Source organism: Neorhizobium sp. T6_25 (genome assembly GCF_002968555.1).
GTDB lineage: Bacteria > Pseudomonadota > Alphaproteobacteria > Rhizobiales > Rhizobiaceae > Neorhizobium.
Genome location: NZ_PVBL01000018.1, coordinates 1 through 18131, shown reverse-complemented (window position 1 = coordinate 18131; position 18131 = coordinate 1). Strand labels below are relative to the sequence as shown.

The window sequence follows — 18131 nt, the reverse complement described above, 5'->3', positions numbered from 1 at the left end:
TCGCTTCCTTTCAAGCGTAGGACCAGGTGTAGCCGTGGTCCGCGCGCGTTACGTAACCGGCGGACGAACCCGCAAAATGGGTTGCGCAGTAGAGCGCGCGATCGTCTGCGAGCGTCCGGAGGATCTTCTCTCTTGAAGCGGCCGCATCCTCCGGGAACTCGCAGAAAACCGTGTTAAGGTGTGGTTTGAGGACCTGGATAGGGTGATGGAGCACATCGCCGCCAAAGATCGCCGTTTCACTGCCCCAGGTCAGTTGGATCGACATATGCCCGATGCTATGACCGCGTGTCGGGATAAACTTGAAATTATCAAGATAATCTCCGCCATCCGATCCGATGAAATCCACGAGGCCGGCCTCGATCACCGGAAGAACGCTGTCTTCGAACACCCCACGGCTCGGGATATTAACGTCGTTATAGCTGGCGGGACTGCCATAGTACTCGGCTTCTTTTCGTGGGAACACATAACGTGCGTTCGGAAACGTTGGTACCCAGCGTTCATTGTCCAACACTGTGTTCCAACCCGAGTGGTCTACGTGGAGGTGGGTGTTGAAGACGTAGTCAACCTCAGCCGGGTCCACGCCGGCCTCTTCCCGAAGCCGCTCCAGAAAAGGAATATTCTGCTCGTGAAATAGAGGATTGAGTGGGCGTTGCTTGTGATTTCCGGAACCGGTATCAATTAGCACAAGATGGCGGGGCGTGCGAACCACCCAAGTATGAACACTTTGAACCAAATCGTCCTGGTTGTCCTCCAGGTCTACGGGGGCAAGACGCTCCGCGATACCTTCGAAATCTTGCGGCTTCGCCGATGGGTAGACAAAACTTTTCGGAACGTTCCGAAGCGGTTGCTCCAGAACCTTCTGGATCGTCACTTCACCGATACGGTAGACCTTATGCTGGTGCATTCTATTACCTCCAATCCCAGTGGCGTGATCGCTGAAGAAGCTGGACAGTAACGGTAGAACAGATTAACGATCAAATCGATGAACGAAATATCCTCAATCGATCATTTCAATTTGTGGTCCTTCGACCTCAACTTGCTCGTCGCATTCGATGCCCTCATGCGGGACAGAAGCGTGACGAAAGCAGCCGCGCGTCTGAAGCTCCAGCAGCCGGCGATGAGCCATAATCTCGCAACGCTGCGACTATTGTTTCAAGATGAACTGTTCGTAAGAACTGGCCAAATTATGCAGCCGACGCTGAGGGCACATGCCCTCGCTCCAGTGATTCAGCAGATCCTCACGCAGGCCCACAATGCTCTGACCTCGCCCGGAGCGTTCGATCCCTCGCAGGAGTCACACACATTTCGCATCGGCTTTTCGAGCGAGTTGGAAGTCATCTTGATGCCAGAGTTGACTGCGGTCCTGAGGAAGACGGCGCCAGGAATAAAATTGCTGGCGCGTGCGGCAAGTCCCGAGCAGGTTCACCGAATGCTCGACGAGGGCGTGATCGACCTCGGGGTTGGCTGCTATGGCAAGGGCAACAACCGCCATCGTCACCGGCAGCTCTTCGAGCAGTCGCTGATGTGTTGTTACAACAAAGAGCTGCTGGCTTTGAGTGAACCAGTTGATCGGACAACATATCTGAATGTAGAGCACGTACTGGTGTCCCAAAAAGATGCCATTGAAGGATGCCTTGACGAGGCGCTCGATAAGCTTGGCGTCAAGCTCAACGTCGCCATGGCGGCACCTGAGTTTCTGACCGTGCTGGCTGCGGCACGAATGGCGCCGCTGCTGGCCACTTTACCGACACGCATTATCAGGCGCTTCGCTTCCACGTTTGGGCTGACAGAAAGCCCCGTGCCCCTAGACCTCACTGTAAATCCTATCGCGATGGTCTGGTCGGCCCATTCAGACCGCGAGCCGGCTGCAGAATGGCTCCGTTCGCAAGTTGCGGCGCTAATAGACGCGATTGAGGGCTAGCTATCTTCCGCAGCTTTGTCGGTCGGTTTCGCCTGCCAGAAAGCCTTCGGTTAAGTTTCTGGTGGCCGTCTGCTCTCATTTGATAAACCGGAAGCTTTGGCGACGGCCGAACCGCCTGCCGCCTTCGCGCACAATTGACGTTAAAGGTTTGGCACGGTGCCGATGGGCGCTCGATATGTTCGGTGCAAATCGTATGTAGTTTCTGCCCGTGGCTACGCCGACCTTAATGGCTGAATGTCAGAGTTGAAGTTCGAACCTGCATTGCACTACCAGAAGCGCCGTCAAGTCGGTTGAACTCGGTCCGCCAGTTGCCGAACTGCCCGCTCCAGTTCCCATACTGGGGGCGGAAGGTTACCTCGATGGACATACATCAGATGAAAGCCCGCGACTGGCTGCTGCCAGTCGGGCAAAACCAGGTGGAGTAAGCCTGCTTTCAACTGTGCGGCAACGAACTCATATGCGAGGAGTGCCAGTCCCAGTCCTGCGATTGCGAATTGTCGCGCAGCGATTGCGCTGTCAACGGAGAGGCTGGCCTCTCCGTCGATCCGCACAGTTTCGCGGTTGCGACTGAGAGACCACGGCTGGGCGACTCCGGACCGGGGTCGGCGAATCAGAATGCGGTGCCGGCCTAGGTCGCGAGGATGCGTAAAGAGATCCGTGTGAGCCAGATAGCTTTCGGATGCGACAAGGACCAGCCGATCGTCCTTGCTCAGACGGCGCGCGATCATGTCCTTCTCCAGCAGATTGCCACGCCTGATGACAGCATCGTAGCGTCGCGCCACCGTGTCCGCGAGCTTATCTTTACTGTGATCTTAAGGGCGAAGCCGGGATGGGCGTCCCGAAAGCTCGGGAGGATCGGAGCGATCAGCAGTTCCATTGCAGCAGCCGATACGCTTATGCGCGCACGTCTGCTCGATTGGCTCGGGCGGGCCGTCATGATGCTGTCGGCTCTCGCGAGTTGATCCAGGGCGGGCTTCACCAGGCGAGCAACGGCATCGCCAGATTCCGTGAGCGCTACGCTGCGCGTCGTCCTGATAAACAGCCTGTTTCCCAGGCGGTCTTCTAACCTACGGATCGACTGGCTGACGGCCGATGCGGTCACGCCAAGGCGCACTGCAGCCGATGTGAGGCGCCCCTCCTCTGCAACAGCCAGCAAGGTATTCAGCTCAACAATCTCTCCAGCGCGCATTTGTTAATTCTAGTCATCAGTGAATGAAGTTTGGCGCCATTTAAAGGCCAATGCGCCGCTACAGCCGATGGTCAAAGCATTGGCGATCGTGCCATCGTCACTTCCAAGGCATGAAAGCGCTCGTTCCGCTTCGCTCACTCTGGTCGAATTCTTGCCGCGACGCTTCTATGTCTTGCCAAGTAGCCCTGATCCAGTTCGTGAACGCGGCCAAGGGCTGCAGCATGGATTTGCCGCGCGTCGTCAGTTCGTACTCTACCCGCGGTGGCACTTCGGGATAGTAGTGACGTGCCACGAGACCGTCGCGTTCGAGACTACGAAGAGTGAGGGTAAGCATCCTTTGCGAAATGTCCGGAATGCAGCGCCGGATTGCGCCGAACCGCATGGGTGCATGAGGCGTCAGGGCGAGCATAGACACTACCAGAATAGTCCATTTGTCGCCGAGACGGGCCAGCACGCTTCCAGGTGCGCATGGCGTCAGGACTGGTCCATGCGGGGTCTCAATAACGGGGCGACCATTAATTTCACGCTGCACGATGAACTCCTTCAATGGTTATCATGATGTAACCGACGATCAAAAATGTGCCGTCTTGCGAAGACTTGCAATTAGTTCCAGTTGGTAACCCTCAATAATTACGAAAGGTAACCAATATGGATGAGAGTGCAGAATTCCTCGTGTTCGGCGCGACCGGACAACAAGGAGGGGCTGTTGCGCGCGCACTGAAAGCGAAGGGGAGAAGGGTACGAGCTTTTGTCCGCGATCCGGAAAGCCGCAAGGCGAAGGCTTTGGCTGCCGAAGGTATCTCCTTGATAGTCGGCGATCTGTTCGATGCTGTTTCGATCAACCGGGCGATGGCCGGCATCGGCGGCGTTTTCAGTGTCCAGACCAGTTCACCGGCAGGTGAAATCACCGACGAACAGGAAGTTTGGCAAGGCAAGGCGATAGCGGAGAGCGCGCTTCGGCAGGGCGTTCGACATCTCGTCTATTCTTCCGGCGGGGCAGCGGGGAAAGGCCCGACGGGAATGGGACATTTCGATAGCAAATCTGAGATCGAAGCCTATGTGCGAAGCCTTCCGATTATGAGTACGATCACCCGTCCGGCAAGCTTCATGGAGATGATGCTTCTGCCCGGCCTGGGACTGCCTCAGAGCGAGTTTACCTTCTTCATGCGGCCAGAGCGGTCCATGCAGATGATCGCCGTAGACGACCTGGGCCGAATCAACGCCGACATCCTGGTGGCCGCGGATCGGTTCGATGGCAAGACCATCGAGCTGGCCGGTGCGTCTGTGACCGGCAAGGACCTGGAGCGGGCATTTACAGCAGCTGCCGGCCGCGTGATCACTTACACGCGCTTTTCCGATGATTTGCTTGCCCAAAACCCTTTCCTTAACCGTCTGGCTGAACTTTTAGATAGTGGTTTGCTGGCAGGGGCGGCCGATATCCCGGCGCTCGAGCGGGAGTTTGGTCATTTGACGTCACTTGAAGAGTGGTTGGGCGGACAGGGGAAGCCGCTGTTTAAAGCGGCCCTTGTTGACGATAAGGCTGAGGTGGCGCTCCGATAGGTGGACCGACGTCACACTGCGGGCGCGGGTGCCGAAATCTGTGTCCGCGACCGCCAAAGAAGAGTGGCGGCGAATGGTTGGGCGGATTCTGGGTTCGGACCAGGAAGTCGGAAGACCGGTTTAGCATGATGGGGAGTAGGTTAAGGTGGTTCCAGTCCATTGGAGTCGTAGATGGTCTCGAAGGAGACGTAGAGCGTTTCTGGCATGTTTGATGGTCCAAAAAATTCCTGGCGCTTGCTATTTGGTCTTCTGCCCGCAGAGAAAGCACGGTGCTCGACCTGTCTGGAAGTCAGGAGCTTCCCAATCAAACCAGTCCGCCGTTAAATCATGGGAACCGGCGGTCCCGCGCGCTCCTCCCGCATCGCCAACGCATCCTGTTTAGGCGAACATTGGAACCTTCGCGCATACTCACGGCTAAACTGGGAAACACTGTCATAACCAACCGCTTGCGCCGTTCGCGTCACATCATTTCCCTTGAAAAGTAACTCTCGCGCAGCCTGCAGGCGCAACGTTTTTTGATATTGAAGAGGGCTGGTCGCGGTGGCGGATTTAAAGTGTCGATTGAACGACGGGACGCTCATAGCGGCGATCTCGGCAAGCGCCTTAATCGGGACGGATTGATCAAAGTGGCCCCGCATCCAGGCGACGGCTTTTCGTATCTGCGCCAAGCTGCCTTCCTCCCAGACAAACTGCCGCAGCACCCCCCCGTGCCCACTCTGCAGCAGGCGGTACAGCAGTTCTCGCTCCCGCGGTCTTGACAGTGCGGCGATATCATCGGGGGCATCCAGGAGCGCCAGATGCTGGTTCCAAGCCTGAAGAAGCTCAGGCGTTTCGTCCGCCATGCTGAAGCTCGACGGTTCGGAACGCTGAGATAACGGAGGCAAATCAGCTAGTAGTTCGCCGAGCAAACCGGGATCGACAGTAAGTCCGACCGCCACATACGGCTCTCGGTTCGCTGTCTCGAATAGGCACCGCGTGGCGGGTAATTCGACTAGTGAGGCGAAAGATCGCCCGGCATCCTGCTGCAGTGCTTGGTTCCCGATCGCGAGTTGCTTGGTCCCCTGAACCACCAGACAGAAACCTGGTCCGCACATCGTGTTCTCTGGATCGCCGACACCGCGCGATATCGCCACGCTTATGCGCGGAACAGGCGTCGTCATCTGCGACGCGGCGAAATGTTTCAACACGCGGTCGCGCATACTTTCGAGCAAATTTTGCATCGGTCGAATCTAGCTTAAAGCCTGCATGCGAACAAGGCGATTGATCCGATTAGGCAAAGATTCGATCGGATCCGGCGTTGTTTAAGAGCAGGGAAACACCGACATTGTGGAGCGAATAGGCGGAGACGACACGAAATGCTGCCGCCGGCGACCGCACGGCGAGCCATCTGAGCGTTCCCGCCAAAGTGCTCGTCCCCCAGCGGGCCTGCTCGGTGGCGTGACTAAAAGAAAAAAATCTGACGTGCAGTTCTAGACGTCAGCCCTTCGTTCCACCCACCACCAACCAATCCCAGGAGAAAACCAAAATGAGAGCCATGATCCTTGACGCGCCTGGCGGCCTCGATCGAATTCGACTAGCGGACATCGAAGATGCGCGTACACCGGCCGCCAACGAGATACGAGTCCGCATGAGGGCCAGTTGTATAAACTATCACGATTACGGAGTCGCCAGCGGCAGGGCGCCGACAGAAGACGGTCGCATCCTGCTCGCAGACGGCGCCGGCATCGTTGAAGCAGTCGGCAGCGGGGTAACGGACTTCTTACCCGGTGAAGCTGTGCTGACATGCATTTTTCCGCAATGGCGTTCGGGGCCGCCGCAGGTCTCGGACTTTTCGCAAACGCCAGGAGATGGCGTGCACGGGGTCGCGTGCGAAACGTTCACTGCGTCAGCGGGCCTGTTTACCCGGGTGCCGCGCGGCTACAGCATGACGGAGGCAGCGACCGTGACGACCGCCGGCGTCACTGCATGGCGGGCATTACTGGTGAACGGCCCCCTCAGGGCGGGTGAAACAGTGCTGGTGCAAGGTTCAGGGGGCGTGTCGCTCTACGCACTGCAGATTGCCAAGGCGCTTGGCGCCAAAGTCATTGCGACATCCTCCTCTCCGGACAAGCTTGCGCGGCTCCGGGCGCTCGGCGCGGATCATGTCATCAACTATCGCGAAAACCCGGAATGGGGTCGACTTGCATACGAGTGGACCGGCGGCAAGGGCGTCGATCACATAATCGACGTTGGCGGACCGGCTACCCTGCCGCAGTCGATTGAAGCCGTGAAGATCGGCGGCCATGTCGCGATGATCGGCCTCCTAGGCGGCATGGAGGCCACGATCCCGATGATCCCGATATTCGCCAAACAGATCCGGCTCCAAGGCTGTCTCAACGGCAGCTGGCAGGACCAGGCCGACCTCGTTGAATTTCTGGCCGCTCACGATATCAAGCCGGTTCTAGATCGTAGTTTCAGGCTTGAGGAACTGGCGGACGCGTTCCGGTATGAGGAGTCCGGATTGCACTTCGGCAAGATTGTCATTGAGATCTGAGGTGAAGCCTGCGGGCGAGGAGGCGTCGCCTGCCTTCTCGCTTGATGAACAGACTTCACCAGGCTCATCGGCAGATGGCGGTGACGGCGCCGGCTATAGGGGAACGCAACAACGTCCTGGCCTAAATCCTGGTATCGCAGGATCCGTCGAAAACGGCGGCCTCCCGCTCACTTCGAGCCCCTCAGGAAGCCCGTTGGCTCGCCGAAATGGGCATTGTCTTCGCCTACCTTGAGCCAAATTTTCGATATGAGCGGGTTTCGTTAATACGCCGCGTGAGGCTTTGCACGCTGGCTACCCGTTCTGCGATCAGTTTCCGGCGGGCGCCCCGCGGCAACTGTATCCTCAATTGCACCAATTCGATCCTTCAACGATCCGACCTCATCGGTAAGTACCTCACGAGACATGGGGGGCATTTCCTCATCCTTTCTGCCGACGAAGCGGCCAAATATCCGTCCAAGTAGCCGGGACAGATCGTCCATAATAAGGAAGAACGAGGGCACAACCACAAGCGAAAGAACCGTCGCGACGATGATGCCGCCGATCACGGCGATTGCCATCGGTGCGCGGAACGAGCCGCCTTCGCCCACGCCCATAGCAGATGGCAGCATACCTGCCGACATGGCAATTGAGGTCATTATAATCGGGCGTGCGCGCTTACGACCGGCCTCCACCATCGCTTCGACGCGCCCCAGTCCATGACGCCGCATTTCAATCGCGAAATCGACGAGCAGGATAGCGTTCTTCGTCATGATACCCATCAGCATCAGGATGCCGATCAATACGGGCATGGAGAGCGGATTGCCGGTTACTACCAAGCTCACCGCCACGCCTCCGATTGCCAGCGGCAGGGAGAGCAAGATAGTGAACGGCTGGATGACGTCCTTAAAGAGTAGGATCAACACCACTAGTATTAGCATCAGGCCCATCAACATGGCGTTGACAAAGCTCTGCTGCATTTCCTTCTGGAGCTTGGTGTCGCCGCTCTCCGCCAAGCGTACAGTAGAAGGCAAATCTGTGTCGTTGACGATTTGTAGGAAGCGGGCCGAAGCGGTATCCAGCGCGATGCCGTGTGGCAGGTCGGCGCCGACGGCGACAACGCGATAGCGGTTGCTGCGCTTGATAGAACTTACACCTTCAGAATACGTGATATCTGCAACGGTCGACAGCGGAACGCTGCCGCCGCTGCCAGCCATAATCTTCACGGAGCGGATCGCCTGCAGGTTGCGACGCATGTCGATCGACGCCTGAATGCGGATAGGGATTTGGCGATCGTCGAGCGAGATCTTTGCAAGCTCGGCATCAAAATCACCAACGGTAGCAACCCGTATGGTTTCGGATATCTGCCGGGGAGTGATACCAAGCCGGGCAGCCTGATCTTTACGCGGGCGAACCTGCAGTTCCGGACGGGGCAAGGCGCCGTCGGTGCTGACGTTGGCGAGAAGCGGCTCGGCGCGCAGCTTGGATTCAAGAATGGCGACGGCATCACTGAGATCGCGCTCGTTTTTGGACAGGAAGTTGAAAGACAGGTCGCGTTCGTTGCCTTCGTTCAACTTTACGATGCGAACGTCCGGGATATTGTCAATCTCGGCGAGAATGTCTTTCTCGATATCCCATTGGGGGCGGGAACGGCCATGGACATCAACCTTCGGCAAATGCCGGCCAATGATAGGGATTGATCCCAGCACGTCATTGAATAGCTTTTTGGCCAGCGAATGGTCGGGCTTGAACAGCGACACCATGATCGTTGCCCGTCGCACCTCGAGCTCTCCCTTCGGCGAGGCCCCTCCGAGAACCAGCACGCTTTCCACACCGTCGATACTTCTGATACGATCGTCTATCGCCGTGCCTGTTCGCTCCGTGTCTTGCAGCGTTGCATTCGGAGGCAATTCGATCGAAAGCACAACCCGGGACGTATCGTCCACAGGCATGAAGGTGCTGGGAACCTGCAAAAGCAAAAACACCGAAGCAACCAGAAAGCCGACGGCCACCATGAGTGTGGCATATCTGCGCCACCACTGCCCTGTCGTGGCTCGCACCAGCCTTGTATATCCACGCAATATCAGGCTGTCGTTATTGTGATGATCTTCCAGGGCGTCTTCGGCGCGCAACAAATAGGCAGCCATCATCGGCGTGATCAAACGTGCGACAACGAGCGAGAATGTTACAGAGATGGCGACGGTAAGTCCGAACTGAATAAAGTACTGACCAGGGATCCCGGGCATGAGGGAGACCGGCACGAACACGGCGATAATCGTGAACGTCGTAGCGATAACCGCTAGGCCGATCTCATCGGCTGCCTCTATTGCAGCGCGGTAAGGTGTCTTGCCCATTTTGATGTGGCGGGCGATGTTTTCGATCTCAACGATTGCATCATCGACGAGAATACCAGTCGCGAGCGTCAGGGCGAGGAAGCTGACGAGGTTCAACGAGAAACCCAGTAAGTCCATAATCCAGAAAGTCGGGATAACAGAGAGCGGTAAGGTAATCGCTGAAATGAGGGTGGCGCGCCAGTTTCTAAGGAATAGAAAAACGACGATAATTGCGAGCAACGCACCTTCTAATAAGGTGTCCATAGCGGCCTCGTAGTTGCCGTAGGTGAAGTACACCGGATCATCCACCAGCTCGATGCCTACGTTCGGATTATCGGCGCGGACTCTATCCAGGCTTTGAGCGACGGTCTTCGCAACACTGACATCGCTGGCGCCTTTGGCGCGGAAGACACCGAAGGTGACGACAGGAGTGCCTTTGAAAAGCGAGAAAGACTTCGGCTCCTCAAAGGTGTCTTTTATAGCGCCCACATCCTTCAGCTTGACGAAGCGTCCATTCGGCAACGCAATTGTCGTGTCGGCCAATTCGCCGACATTGCGGGCGTCGCCGAGGACGCGGATCGCCTGTTCGCTGCCAGCGAGCTGACCGCGGCCAGAACCTAGATCGACGTTGGTTCCCCGTACCTGTTGGTTCACGCTGGCGGCGGTGATGCCATATGCATTTAGCTTGCCGGGATTGAGTTCAATACGTACTTCGCGATCGGCGCCGCCGTAGCGGTCGATGCGGCCAACGCCCGATTCGCCCTGCAACGAGCGTTTGATCGTGTCGTCAACGAACCATGACAGTTCTTCGATCGACATGTTCGGCGAGGAAACAGCGAAAGTCTGGATTGCCTGCCCTTCGACATCCACTTTTGATACGATCGGCTCTTCGACGTTAGCCGGGAGATCGCTGCGGATGCGGTCAATCGCATCCTTGGTGTCCTGCACGGCCTGTTCCGTCGGCACTTCCATGCGGAACATCACTGACGTCACTGACTGACCGTCGGTGACTGTAGACTGAATATCGTCTACGCCGGCAAGAGAGGCGACAGCGTCCTCGATTTCTTTCGTTACCTGTGTCTCCAGCTCCGCGGGGGACGCTCCACTCTGTGATACGACGATCGAGACAAGGGGCACGTCAATATTGGGAAAATGCGTAATCGGCAACTTGTTGAAGGACTGGATCCCCAGAACCAAGAGGATGCTAAAAATCAATAATGGCGCAATCGGATTGCGGACAGACAAGGCTGAGAAATTCATCGACCCATCTCCTTGTTGGAAGCGTCAGATGGGTCTGGAACAGGGTTGATTCGATCACCGTCGCGCACATAGGCGCCGGCCTTGGCAACAACTTCGTCGCCTTCTTTCAGGCCCCGCAAGATTTCAACATAGGAACCATCCTGGATGCCAGTTTCGATTGCCGCGATGGTGACAACGCCGTTTTCCACTCTGCGAGCTGATGTACCCTCGCTTGTCGTCATAATTGCGGAAAGCGGAACAGCCACGTTTTCAGTTTTGGCGACGATAATTTCGGCGCTCCCGTACATGCCTGGACGTGCCTTGGTATCATCCGTCAAGACGATATGGACGAAGCCGAGACGGGTGATTGGATCGACTGTGGGCGAGACCAAGCGGACGAGGCCGGAAACCTGCTCGCGGCCGCCGGCAAGCGAAAGACTCGCCTGGTGACCAGCTTGAATCTTTAAAATTTCGTCTTCGCCGACTTCGGCGACAAGCTCGATTTCGCCGTCGCGAATGATGGTGAAGAGCGGGTCGTTGTTGCCAAAGGCGATACCTCCAACCTTGGCGTTTTTGGAAGAAATTGTCCCCGCAACAGGGGTTGTTACATCGGTTCTTGCGAGTTTGAGTTCGACATCGGCAATCTCAATCTCGGTAATCTTCAGCTCCGAAAGGGCAACCTGAACGGCGTGTTCGGCAGAACTGAGCCGGGCCTCCATGGTGGTTGCGTTCACATCTGCTTCCTCGACTGAAGCAACGGGGACCGACCCTTTTTTGCCCATTTCACGCGATCGGTTCTGCTGCCGCTGTGCCTGTTCTTCAGTCGCTCGTGCCTCGGCGAGCTGCGCGCGAAGTTGAGCTACAGTTGCCTCGTTCCTTGCGCTCGTCGCCTGCTTTCGGCTCTTCTCCAAAATCAAAGCATCGGGATTCAAGGTAGCCAGAGTGCTTCCTGCGGCGACCTTGTCCCCAATGTCGAAATTCAGGGCGCCAATCAAAAGTCCATCGACTTGGGGCTGAATGTAGACTTCAGCGACCGGGCGGATAGTGCCAGTGGCGGCTACCCTATCCACCAACGATCGCATCTTTACGGTGGTGACCACGATTGACGGCAGGATTCGGTTCAAGGTCGGCTGTTCGTCCGCGTACGAATGTCCAGGTAGCGCCACTATGAGCGCAGCGAACACGATAGATGAGCGAACTGCCTTCAATGTGAATATCATATTGTGCCTCCAGTCTGCCGACAACGGCCTGGATGCGAACGATCGAGAGTTGAGCCGCATCTATGTGCATAATACATATATATAGCGAGGCGTGGTTCGCGTCAACCGAATACTTGCATAATACACATGATGGAGCTGGCCAATCGTCGGGTTCCCCTTGCTGCTACGTGCAGCATAGGGGCGAGAAGATGCCGACGCCCCTCCTTGGACCTTAACCGATCAACTGACCGGCGTAACGTCGATGTGGCCTGATCGGACTTGCTGAAGGCATGATCCGGCATTGACGGGGGGATGCGTTCAGAATATCTTATCCGTCAGATAATGAGAGGGCAGACATATTGGCGATTATCACTGCGGCGGACTATGCTGCCAACCGGGCTCCTGGACGATTGCTGCGGCGCATCGACAAGACGATGTCGGCGCTGGTGGAAGCAAAATTCGGCGAGCTTGGTCTCAACGTCACTCACTGGATCGCCCTCAAGGTCGTCCAGGACGGGATCGTCAGCAATGCCGGCGAACTGGCGCGCGAATTGGACATCACCACAGGCGGGGTGACGCGTCTCATCGACGGACTTGAAAAGCGCGAGCTGATGGTCCGTAACCGAAACTGCGGCGACCGACGGGTAGTGCAGATCGAAGTGACCACCAAGGGCGGGCAAGCCGTTCTTGCTTTGCAACGCTACGTCCTGTCGTCGTGGAACGAGGTGCTAGCTGACTTCTCACAGGAGGAGGCCGACATGTTGATCGGTCTGCTGCTCAAGCTCCGCAGCGCTGCCGACCGTGTTGCTGACCTACAAAATGCTGGTGTCTGAAGCGAACGGTCGATGAAACCGGGCCACTCTATCACGAAAGCGACATCCCTTTGCACTCTATTAAGTCCCCCAGACCATCAGTCGTCATCCTGCTCCTGACAATCACGAGCACGTTGGTGGTGGGGCAGATGTATACCGTTTTAGCACTGTTCGAGCCGATGTCGCAGGCATTCGGCACGCCGATCGCCTCGGTGGCCTGGATGTCGACGGCCTTCGGAATCCCTTATGCCGTAGGCGGACTGCTTGCCGGTCCACTGTCGGACCGCCTCGGACAGCGAACCATCATCGTTGCCGCTCTTGCGGCAACTTCCCTAACCAGCCTGCTGGTCGCCTTCGCGGTCGATCTCGCCAACGCGGTGGAGCTTCGTGCCTTGCAGGGCCTTGCGGCGGCATTTCTGGCTCCGGTCCAGCTTGCCTATGTCAACCGGCATCTGCCCCAGCGGGTCCGGGCTCTGGCGCTCACCGCGATCATCAGTGCCTCGGTGGCGTCTGCGATCGTCATGCAGGTAGGTGCACAACTGTTGGCCGCTGCCTTCGGATGGCCTGCCGCCTTCCATGCGAGCGCGGCGCTCATCCTCGTTATGGCGATCATGTCCTATAGACTGCTTGAACCCCCTGTGCGAGCAGAAACCTCGTTCAAAGCCATCCTCACCGTCTTTCCGTCAATCCTGCGGCAACCGCGTTATCTCGGCTTGTATCTGGCAACATCCACATTACTGGGCGGCTTTATCGCGATCTTCGCAGCTCTAACGCTGGCCGGAGGTAACCAACTCGCCGCCAATCGGGAGGATCTACTGATCTTCCGCGCCTCAGCTTTGCCAATCATGGTATTGATCCCGTTCGCGTCGACGATGATCGGCCGATTTTCCGTGCTGGTCCGTATGACAGGCGGACTTCTACTCGCGGCTTGTGCGGCTCTGCTGATGTCGCTTGCCGTCGACGCATTCTGGCCGATGGTGCTCCTACTTTCGGTTTTCATCGTCGGCATCCTCGTGGCGTCGCCGGCACTTATTCAGCGACTGTGCGAGATGGCCGGTCGGAACGCCGGAGCGGCGACCTCGCTTTACACCTTTTCCATCTTCCTCGGCGCGAGCGCTGCGCCGCCCCTAGTGGGGGCGCTGACCGGCCTGAGTTTTTCGCAAATCCTGCAATGTATCGCCGTCGTCGTGTTTTCCGGCGCCATCCTTGTCGCGCTGGCCGGCCGGAATTCGCATGCTGCCGCTTGAGCGACCGGCAGCTGATGGACAATTGCACGGAACGAACGGAACACCCATTGGGGTAGGCGTTCGAGCCCTCGATCCGGACGGTATCGTCGGACGCCACGACCTTGGCCTGGCGCAGAGCGGTGATGGCTGCATCGCGCTCGGGAAGAAGGCGTCCTGCAGCCGCTCACAGGACAGTGCCTGGAAGGTATTGAGATGGTTGCCACCGGATGGATGCGTGGCCCAAAGGGCGTGCCCTGCGCCGCGGCCGGGACCTTCGCTGCGACCCCGCGCGCCGCAGGACGGGCATCGCACCGAGAGCCGCCGGTGGCGCCCGACCACAGGATGGATCTGGGCAAGCCGATCGTCTCGCACTCGCTCGCCGTCGCGCCGGGCAGATCGTCGGAAAGTACCACCTGGCAACACGGACAATCATCCGGACGACGCTCGACCAGTTGGTCGAACGTCTAGCTCATGGCGCGGGCTTTGCCCTCATGGCCGGGCTTGGCGCCGTCGGGTCTGGCCTTGTCGCGCAGCTTCTTAGTCGCTCGCAGCCGACCTCGATGGCCTCCACGACGTCTTCTCAGAGCACTACAGCCACAGCACCAGATCGATCAGTTCGTCCTTCGACAGCCGCTACAAATCACCGCGATCCATCCCACCAAGGATTCAGCGATGAAAGCCTCTGGCAAGGGGGGTAATTACATCCCTAATCTCAAGGATTGCCGAAAGATCCATCCTGAAGAACTTGTTGCGGTGGCCGTCGACCCAGACAACCCAGCCCGGCGAACCGATGCACATCTACAACTGACTGATGAAGGCACCTTAAAATGTGCGAGGGGAAACGCTGCAACTCTTAGATAATCCTTTCAAAGCCAGGTCGCCTACGTGTCCGCACGTCCTGATCGATAGAAGGCCGATCAAGAATTCAGTCGCTCAAGTTAGAACTTGTAGCCAACGAAGATAGATGCAGAAGGTTGAAGTTTCTCTTCGACGATTGGGCTATCTGCGGCGTCTCCGGTGAGAATCCCGAGCCCAGCCTCGCCCCTTACCAGCCAGTTTTTAGTCAGCAGGTATGTCGCTGACGCCTTGATGTTTACGCGCTTCAACCCTGCTTCGGCGTCATATTCTGGAAGGCCAGAGTTGGCCGATTGAGCCGCGTTGACCCCGAAATAGCCTTGCATATGGTTTTCGTTCGCAACGATTGCCTCCGCGCCTGCACCGAGGATCAGACGCTCAGTTACTGCAGCCGAGTATTCAACCCCGAATGTCCCGATCAAGCTTTCGCTTCCATCTATTGTCTGATCGAGTTCGGCGTAAAGTTCAACGCCTTTCCATGTGTAAGCGGCCCTAGCCCCGATCGTGGCTGCGAAGTCGATGTCGCCTAATCCGTTTAGACGGTCAGCATCATCTTCGTCGCGGCCCATCTCATATCCAATCTTTCCAGACACCGAAAAGCCGTTGTGTTCGAACGCTCTCACTGAAATCCCTCTGGGATCGATCTTGAGCCATTCGCCATATGTAAAGAGCACAACCGGTACAGGACTGATTTCGAGTTTATCGCTGCCCTCATATTCAGGGCGATAAATTCCACCAGCGCCGACGATCAGGCTCCAATTTGGCGTGGCAGCTTTATTGTCGAACCGGTTTTGGTCAAAGGCGGGTTCGGGTGCTTGCTCAAGGAGGCTTGCGTCGGCTCCGAATGCCTCTGACAATGCGCCTGTGATCGCAAGCGACATTCCTAGGGCGGCCAACATCGCGGCACGGTCAAATCGACTGGTAAAAAGCATGAATGCTCCGGTGCTTGGAATTGAGAAATGTGTAAGGCGCACATATAGACGCATGACGATCATGGCGAGATTAAGGTGTAAAATACAAGCTTTTAGGGTAGCCTGCAATTGCATCGCCGACCCTCGACGCACCTCAAACGCCGGTGAACTCAAAGATGGTGCATCAGATGGACTGAGAGAGACGGAGGTTCGTCATGCACCAAAATAGCTTCGCGAGAGAATCCTGCGAAAGCTTGAGGGAACGCGTCGGTCATCGCGACCAGCATCGCCTGCTATCGCAATGCTCGGTCGATGAGCTCTAGCAAAACTGAAAAGATTCGTTACGAGTCGGTCGATGATCGATAAGGCGGGACGATACCTCACTGCCACTCGGTGCTCACAATCTAGGACGGCACGAAGCCGGCGGACGTCGTACGCGTTGCGCATTTTTTTACGGACGCTATGGTCAGGAGCCAAAAGCACGTGGATCATCCAATCTGTGGCCCCCGCTCCAGATAGGTACCCAAAGCCACAAATGTTTTGACGCTCTTGAAGCCCTCCAGACGATGGAACATTCCAAGAAGTCTTTCGAGGGACGAAGGATCTTCAGTTCTCACCTTCAGAATCATGGCTGTGTCGCCGGCGACAGTGTGGACCTCTTCAATCTCGCTGAAGCTCGTCATCTCAAGAACCTTTCGCGTCGTCTCCCAGTTGCTGGTTTCCAAATGCACAAATGCAAGAAGATTTTTGCCGATCTTCGGCCCATCAAGCAGTGCCACGGTTGCGCGGATAAAGCCGCCGGCTCGGAGTCGCTTTACCCGCTCGTGGACGGCGGGGGGCGAAAGATGAATCGCATTGCCGAGTTCGCCGTAGCTCAGTTCCGCATTCTGAGCCAAAAGACTTAATAGTTTTCGGTCCATTGCGTCCAACCCATCATCAAGTTGCCTCTTCCGCCGAACGGTTTTCGTAACTTTGTCCATGGCCTTGCCTCCGCGGTTTCTCCGAATATTCTGCTGTTAACATTCTATTGTCGCGAATTTTATTCCGAAAGAGGCCTTAAGTGGAGATCTCAACACACCCTGATTTCGACGGTCATGAAATGGTTTTGTACTGCACAGATAAGACTACAGGACTTCGCGCGTTTATAGCGATTCACGACACGAGCCTAGGCCTTGGCATGGGCGGATGTCGGATGAGAGCCTATGGAAGTGACGCAGAAGCATTAAGCGACGTCCTAAGACTGTCGCGGGGGATGACCTACAAGTGTGCTGCAAGTGGACTGGAGCATGGCGGAGCTAAGGCCGTAGTCATTGACGATCTAGATGCTAGCAGACGTACTGAACGTCTCCTAGCGTTTGGACGGGTCGTCGAACGGCTGGGCGGTCTTTACACGACTGCGGAAGATGCCGGGATTTCTACTGCTGACGTTCGTTTGATGAGCTCGACCACTCAGCATATTCGCAACCTTCCTTTGGAAGATGGAGGCGAAGGCGCTCTTTGTACTGCTTGGGGCGTTTTTCACGGTATCCAGGCTGCTCTTGAGTTCCGCGGGCTCTCTGACCTGTCTGGCTGCGCGGTGGCGGTCGAGGGATTGGGTAAGGTCGGTATGGCGCTTTGTGAGCTGCTCAATAACGCAGGTGCAGATTTGATCGTCTATGATCTAGACGAGCAGAAACTTCGAGTTGCACAGCAGAAATTCCGTGCGACCGCTGCGGCGTCAGGACAAATTCATCTGACCGACGCCGACGTTTATTCGCCGTGCGCACTGGGAGGAACTCTCAGCCAAAAGACCGTTCCTGAAATCCGGGCTAAGATTATCGCCGGTGCTGCGAACAATCAATTGAGTGCCCCATTGCAGGATAAGCTGCTCTGGGAGCGTGGCATCACCTATTGCCCCGATTATATCGTGAACGCCGGCGGTGTTCTCTCGGTAGCACGCAAGGGCGTTCAGTTTGATCTGACAGAGGCTTTAGCGCGAGTGAAAACAATCTACGATACTACGCACAAAGTTTTAGCTCTGTCAGAAGTTGAGGGCATTCCCACTGGGGTTGCCGCTGAACGTTTCGCGCGTAGACGTCTCCAAGGGTAGCTAGCGATTGCGGCGGAAATCAAGCCAGGGCCTTGATGGCTGTTGCGAGTGAACAGAATAATGACAGGTGAGCCGCTCCCAGAGAATCTGATCCGAGGGTATTGGCAAAACTTGAGGCTTTTCAACCCCCTCGTTAATGCCTCCACGGGGGGATCGAGAGCCCTAGGACGAATCGACATTCATCGCAGCCAAATGATAGTGGCCACGAGATATACGAAGCCTTGGAAGTGAATGGTTCTGCGGTCGTAGCGCGTCGCGAAGCGGCGGAAGTGCTTCATTCGGTTGAAG

General features: G+C 56.8%; 15 protein-coding genes and 1 pseudogene. 7 read left to right on the top strand and 9 right to left on the bottom strand.

Going from position 1 to position 18131, the window contains the following annotated elements; translation table 11 throughout:
- Positions 1–10: 10 nt before the first annotated feature.
- A complete protein-coding gene (locus C5L10_RS21810) occupies positions 11–904 on the bottom strand; it encodes an MBL fold metallo-hydrolase (protein ID WP_105431367.1) in 894 nt (297 codons plus the stop codon).
- Between the two features lie 78 nt (positions 905–982).
- Between C5L10_RS21810 and C5L10_RS21805 the strand changes: the two genes are divergently transcribed.
- Complete coding sequence (locus tag C5L10_RS21805; RefSeq protein ID WP_105431366.1) at positions 983–1921, top strand: LysR family transcriptional regulator; 939 nt, start codon at positions 983–985, stop codon at positions 1919–1921.
- A 281-nt stretch (positions 1922–2202) separates the two neighbouring features.
- Here C5L10_RS21805 and C5L10_RS34945 read toward each other — a convergent pair whose 3' ends face one another.
- Positions 2203–2661: a LysR substrate-binding domain-containing protein gene (locus C5L10_RS34945; protein WP_371411969.1), complete on the bottom strand. Its 459-nt coding sequence runs from the start codon at positions 2659–2661 to the stop codon at positions 2203–2205.
- Here C5L10_RS34945 and C5L10_RS34405 point away from each other — a divergent pair.
- Entirely contained in the window at positions 2581–2883 is a 303-nt protein-coding gene (locus C5L10_RS34405) for a hypothetical protein (RefSeq protein ID WP_245448092.1), read from the top strand. The two genes, C5L10_RS34945 and C5L10_RS34405, sit on opposite strands and share 81 nt — an antisense overlap.
- 47 nt (positions 2884–2930) lie before the next feature.
- On the opposite strand, the pseudogene C5L10_RS34940 reads toward C5L10_RS34405, so the two are convergent.
- Positions 2931–3110 (bottom strand): annotated as a pseudogene (locus C5L10_RS34940) (LysR family transcriptional regulator); the annotation flags it as partial.
- Positions 3111–3207: 97 nt separating this feature from the next.
- The gene (locus C5L10_RS21790) at positions 3208–3642 is read right to left on the bottom strand and encodes a helix-turn-helix domain-containing protein (RefSeq protein ID WP_105431441.1); all 435 of its coding nucleotides are present in this window, start codon (positions 3640–3642) and stop codon (positions 3208–3210) included.
- 116 nt (positions 3643–3758) lie between these two features.
- Here C5L10_RS21790 and C5L10_RS21785 point away from each other — a divergent pair, with 116 nt between their 5' ends.
- Positions 3759–4670: an NmrA/HSCARG family protein gene (locus C5L10_RS21785; protein WP_105431363.1), complete on the top strand. Its 912-nt coding sequence runs from the start codon at positions 3759–3761 to the stop codon at positions 4668–4670.
- A gap of 320 nt (positions 4671–4990) precedes the next feature.
- Here the strand turns inward: C5L10_RS21785 and C5L10_RS21780 are convergent, their stop codons facing one another.
- Positions 4991–5890 carry an AraC family transcriptional regulator gene (locus tag C5L10_RS21780; protein ID WP_105431362.1) on the bottom strand — a complete coding sequence of 300 codons (900 nt, stop codon included), beginning with the start codon at positions 5888–5890 and terminating at the stop codon, positions 4991–4993.
- 305 nt (positions 5891–6195) lie between these two features.
- Here C5L10_RS21780 and C5L10_RS21775 point away from each other — a divergent pair, with 305 nt between their 5' ends.
- Positions 6196–7203, top strand: coding sequence for an NAD(P)-dependent alcohol dehydrogenase (locus tag C5L10_RS21775; protein WP_105431361.1), 1008 nt, complete (start codon positions 6196–6198; stop codon positions 7201–7203).
- A 260-nt stretch (positions 7204–7463) separates the two neighbouring features.
- On the opposite strand, the gene C5L10_RS21770 is transcribed toward C5L10_RS21775, so the two are convergent.
- Both C5L10_RS21770 and C5L10_RS21765 read right to left on the bottom strand, forming a co-directional pair.
- Positions 7464–10772 carry an efflux RND transporter permease subunit gene (locus C5L10_RS21770; RefSeq protein ID WP_105431360.1) on the bottom strand — a complete coding sequence of 1103 codons (3309 nt, stop codon included), beginning with the start codon at positions 10770–10772 and terminating at the stop codon, positions 7464–7466.
- Positions 10769–11971, bottom strand: coding sequence for an efflux RND transporter periplasmic adaptor subunit (locus tag C5L10_RS21765; RefSeq protein ID WP_105431359.1), 1203 nt, complete (start codon positions 11969–11971; stop codon positions 10769–10771). The genes C5L10_RS21770 and C5L10_RS21765 overlap by 4 nt, the downstream gene beginning before the upstream one ends.
- A 338-nt stretch (positions 11972–12309) precedes the next feature.
- On the opposite strand from C5L10_RS21765, the gene C5L10_RS21760 reads away from it, so the two are divergent.
- Positions 12310–12783, top strand: a complete 474-nt coding sequence (locus C5L10_RS21760) for a MarR family winged helix-turn-helix transcriptional regulator (RefSeq protein WP_205837077.1) — start codon at positions 12310–12312, stop codon at positions 12781–12783.
- Positions 12784–12833: 50 nt separating this feature from the next.
- Complete coding sequence (locus C5L10_RS21755) at positions 12834–14009, top strand: MFS transporter (RefSeq protein WP_371411967.1); 1176 nt, start codon at positions 12834–12836, stop codon at positions 14007–14009.
- Positions 14010–14926: 917 nt separating this feature from the next.
- Here C5L10_RS21755 and C5L10_RS21750 read toward each other — a convergent pair.
- Together C5L10_RS21750 and C5L10_RS21745 are read right to left on the bottom strand one after the other, a co-directional pair.
- Positions 14927–15889, bottom strand: coding sequence for a MipA/OmpV family protein (locus tag C5L10_RS21750; RefSeq protein WP_245448090.1), 963 nt, complete (start codon positions 15887–15889; stop codon positions 14927–14929).
- A 353-nt stretch (positions 15890–16242) separates the two neighbouring features.
- Positions 16243–16734, bottom strand: a complete 492-nt coding sequence (locus C5L10_RS21745; RefSeq protein ID WP_105431357.1) for an Lrp/AsnC family transcriptional regulator — start codon at positions 16732–16734, stop codon at positions 16243–16245.
- A gap of 80 nt (positions 16735–16814) precedes the next feature.
- Between C5L10_RS21745 and C5L10_RS21740 the strand changes: the two genes are divergently transcribed.
- Positions 16815–17843, top strand: coding sequence for a Glu/Leu/Phe/Val dehydrogenase (locus tag C5L10_RS21740; RefSeq protein ID WP_172717107.1), 1029 nt, complete (start codon positions 16815–16817; stop codon positions 17841–17843).
- Positions 17844–18131 lie beyond the last annotated feature (288 nt).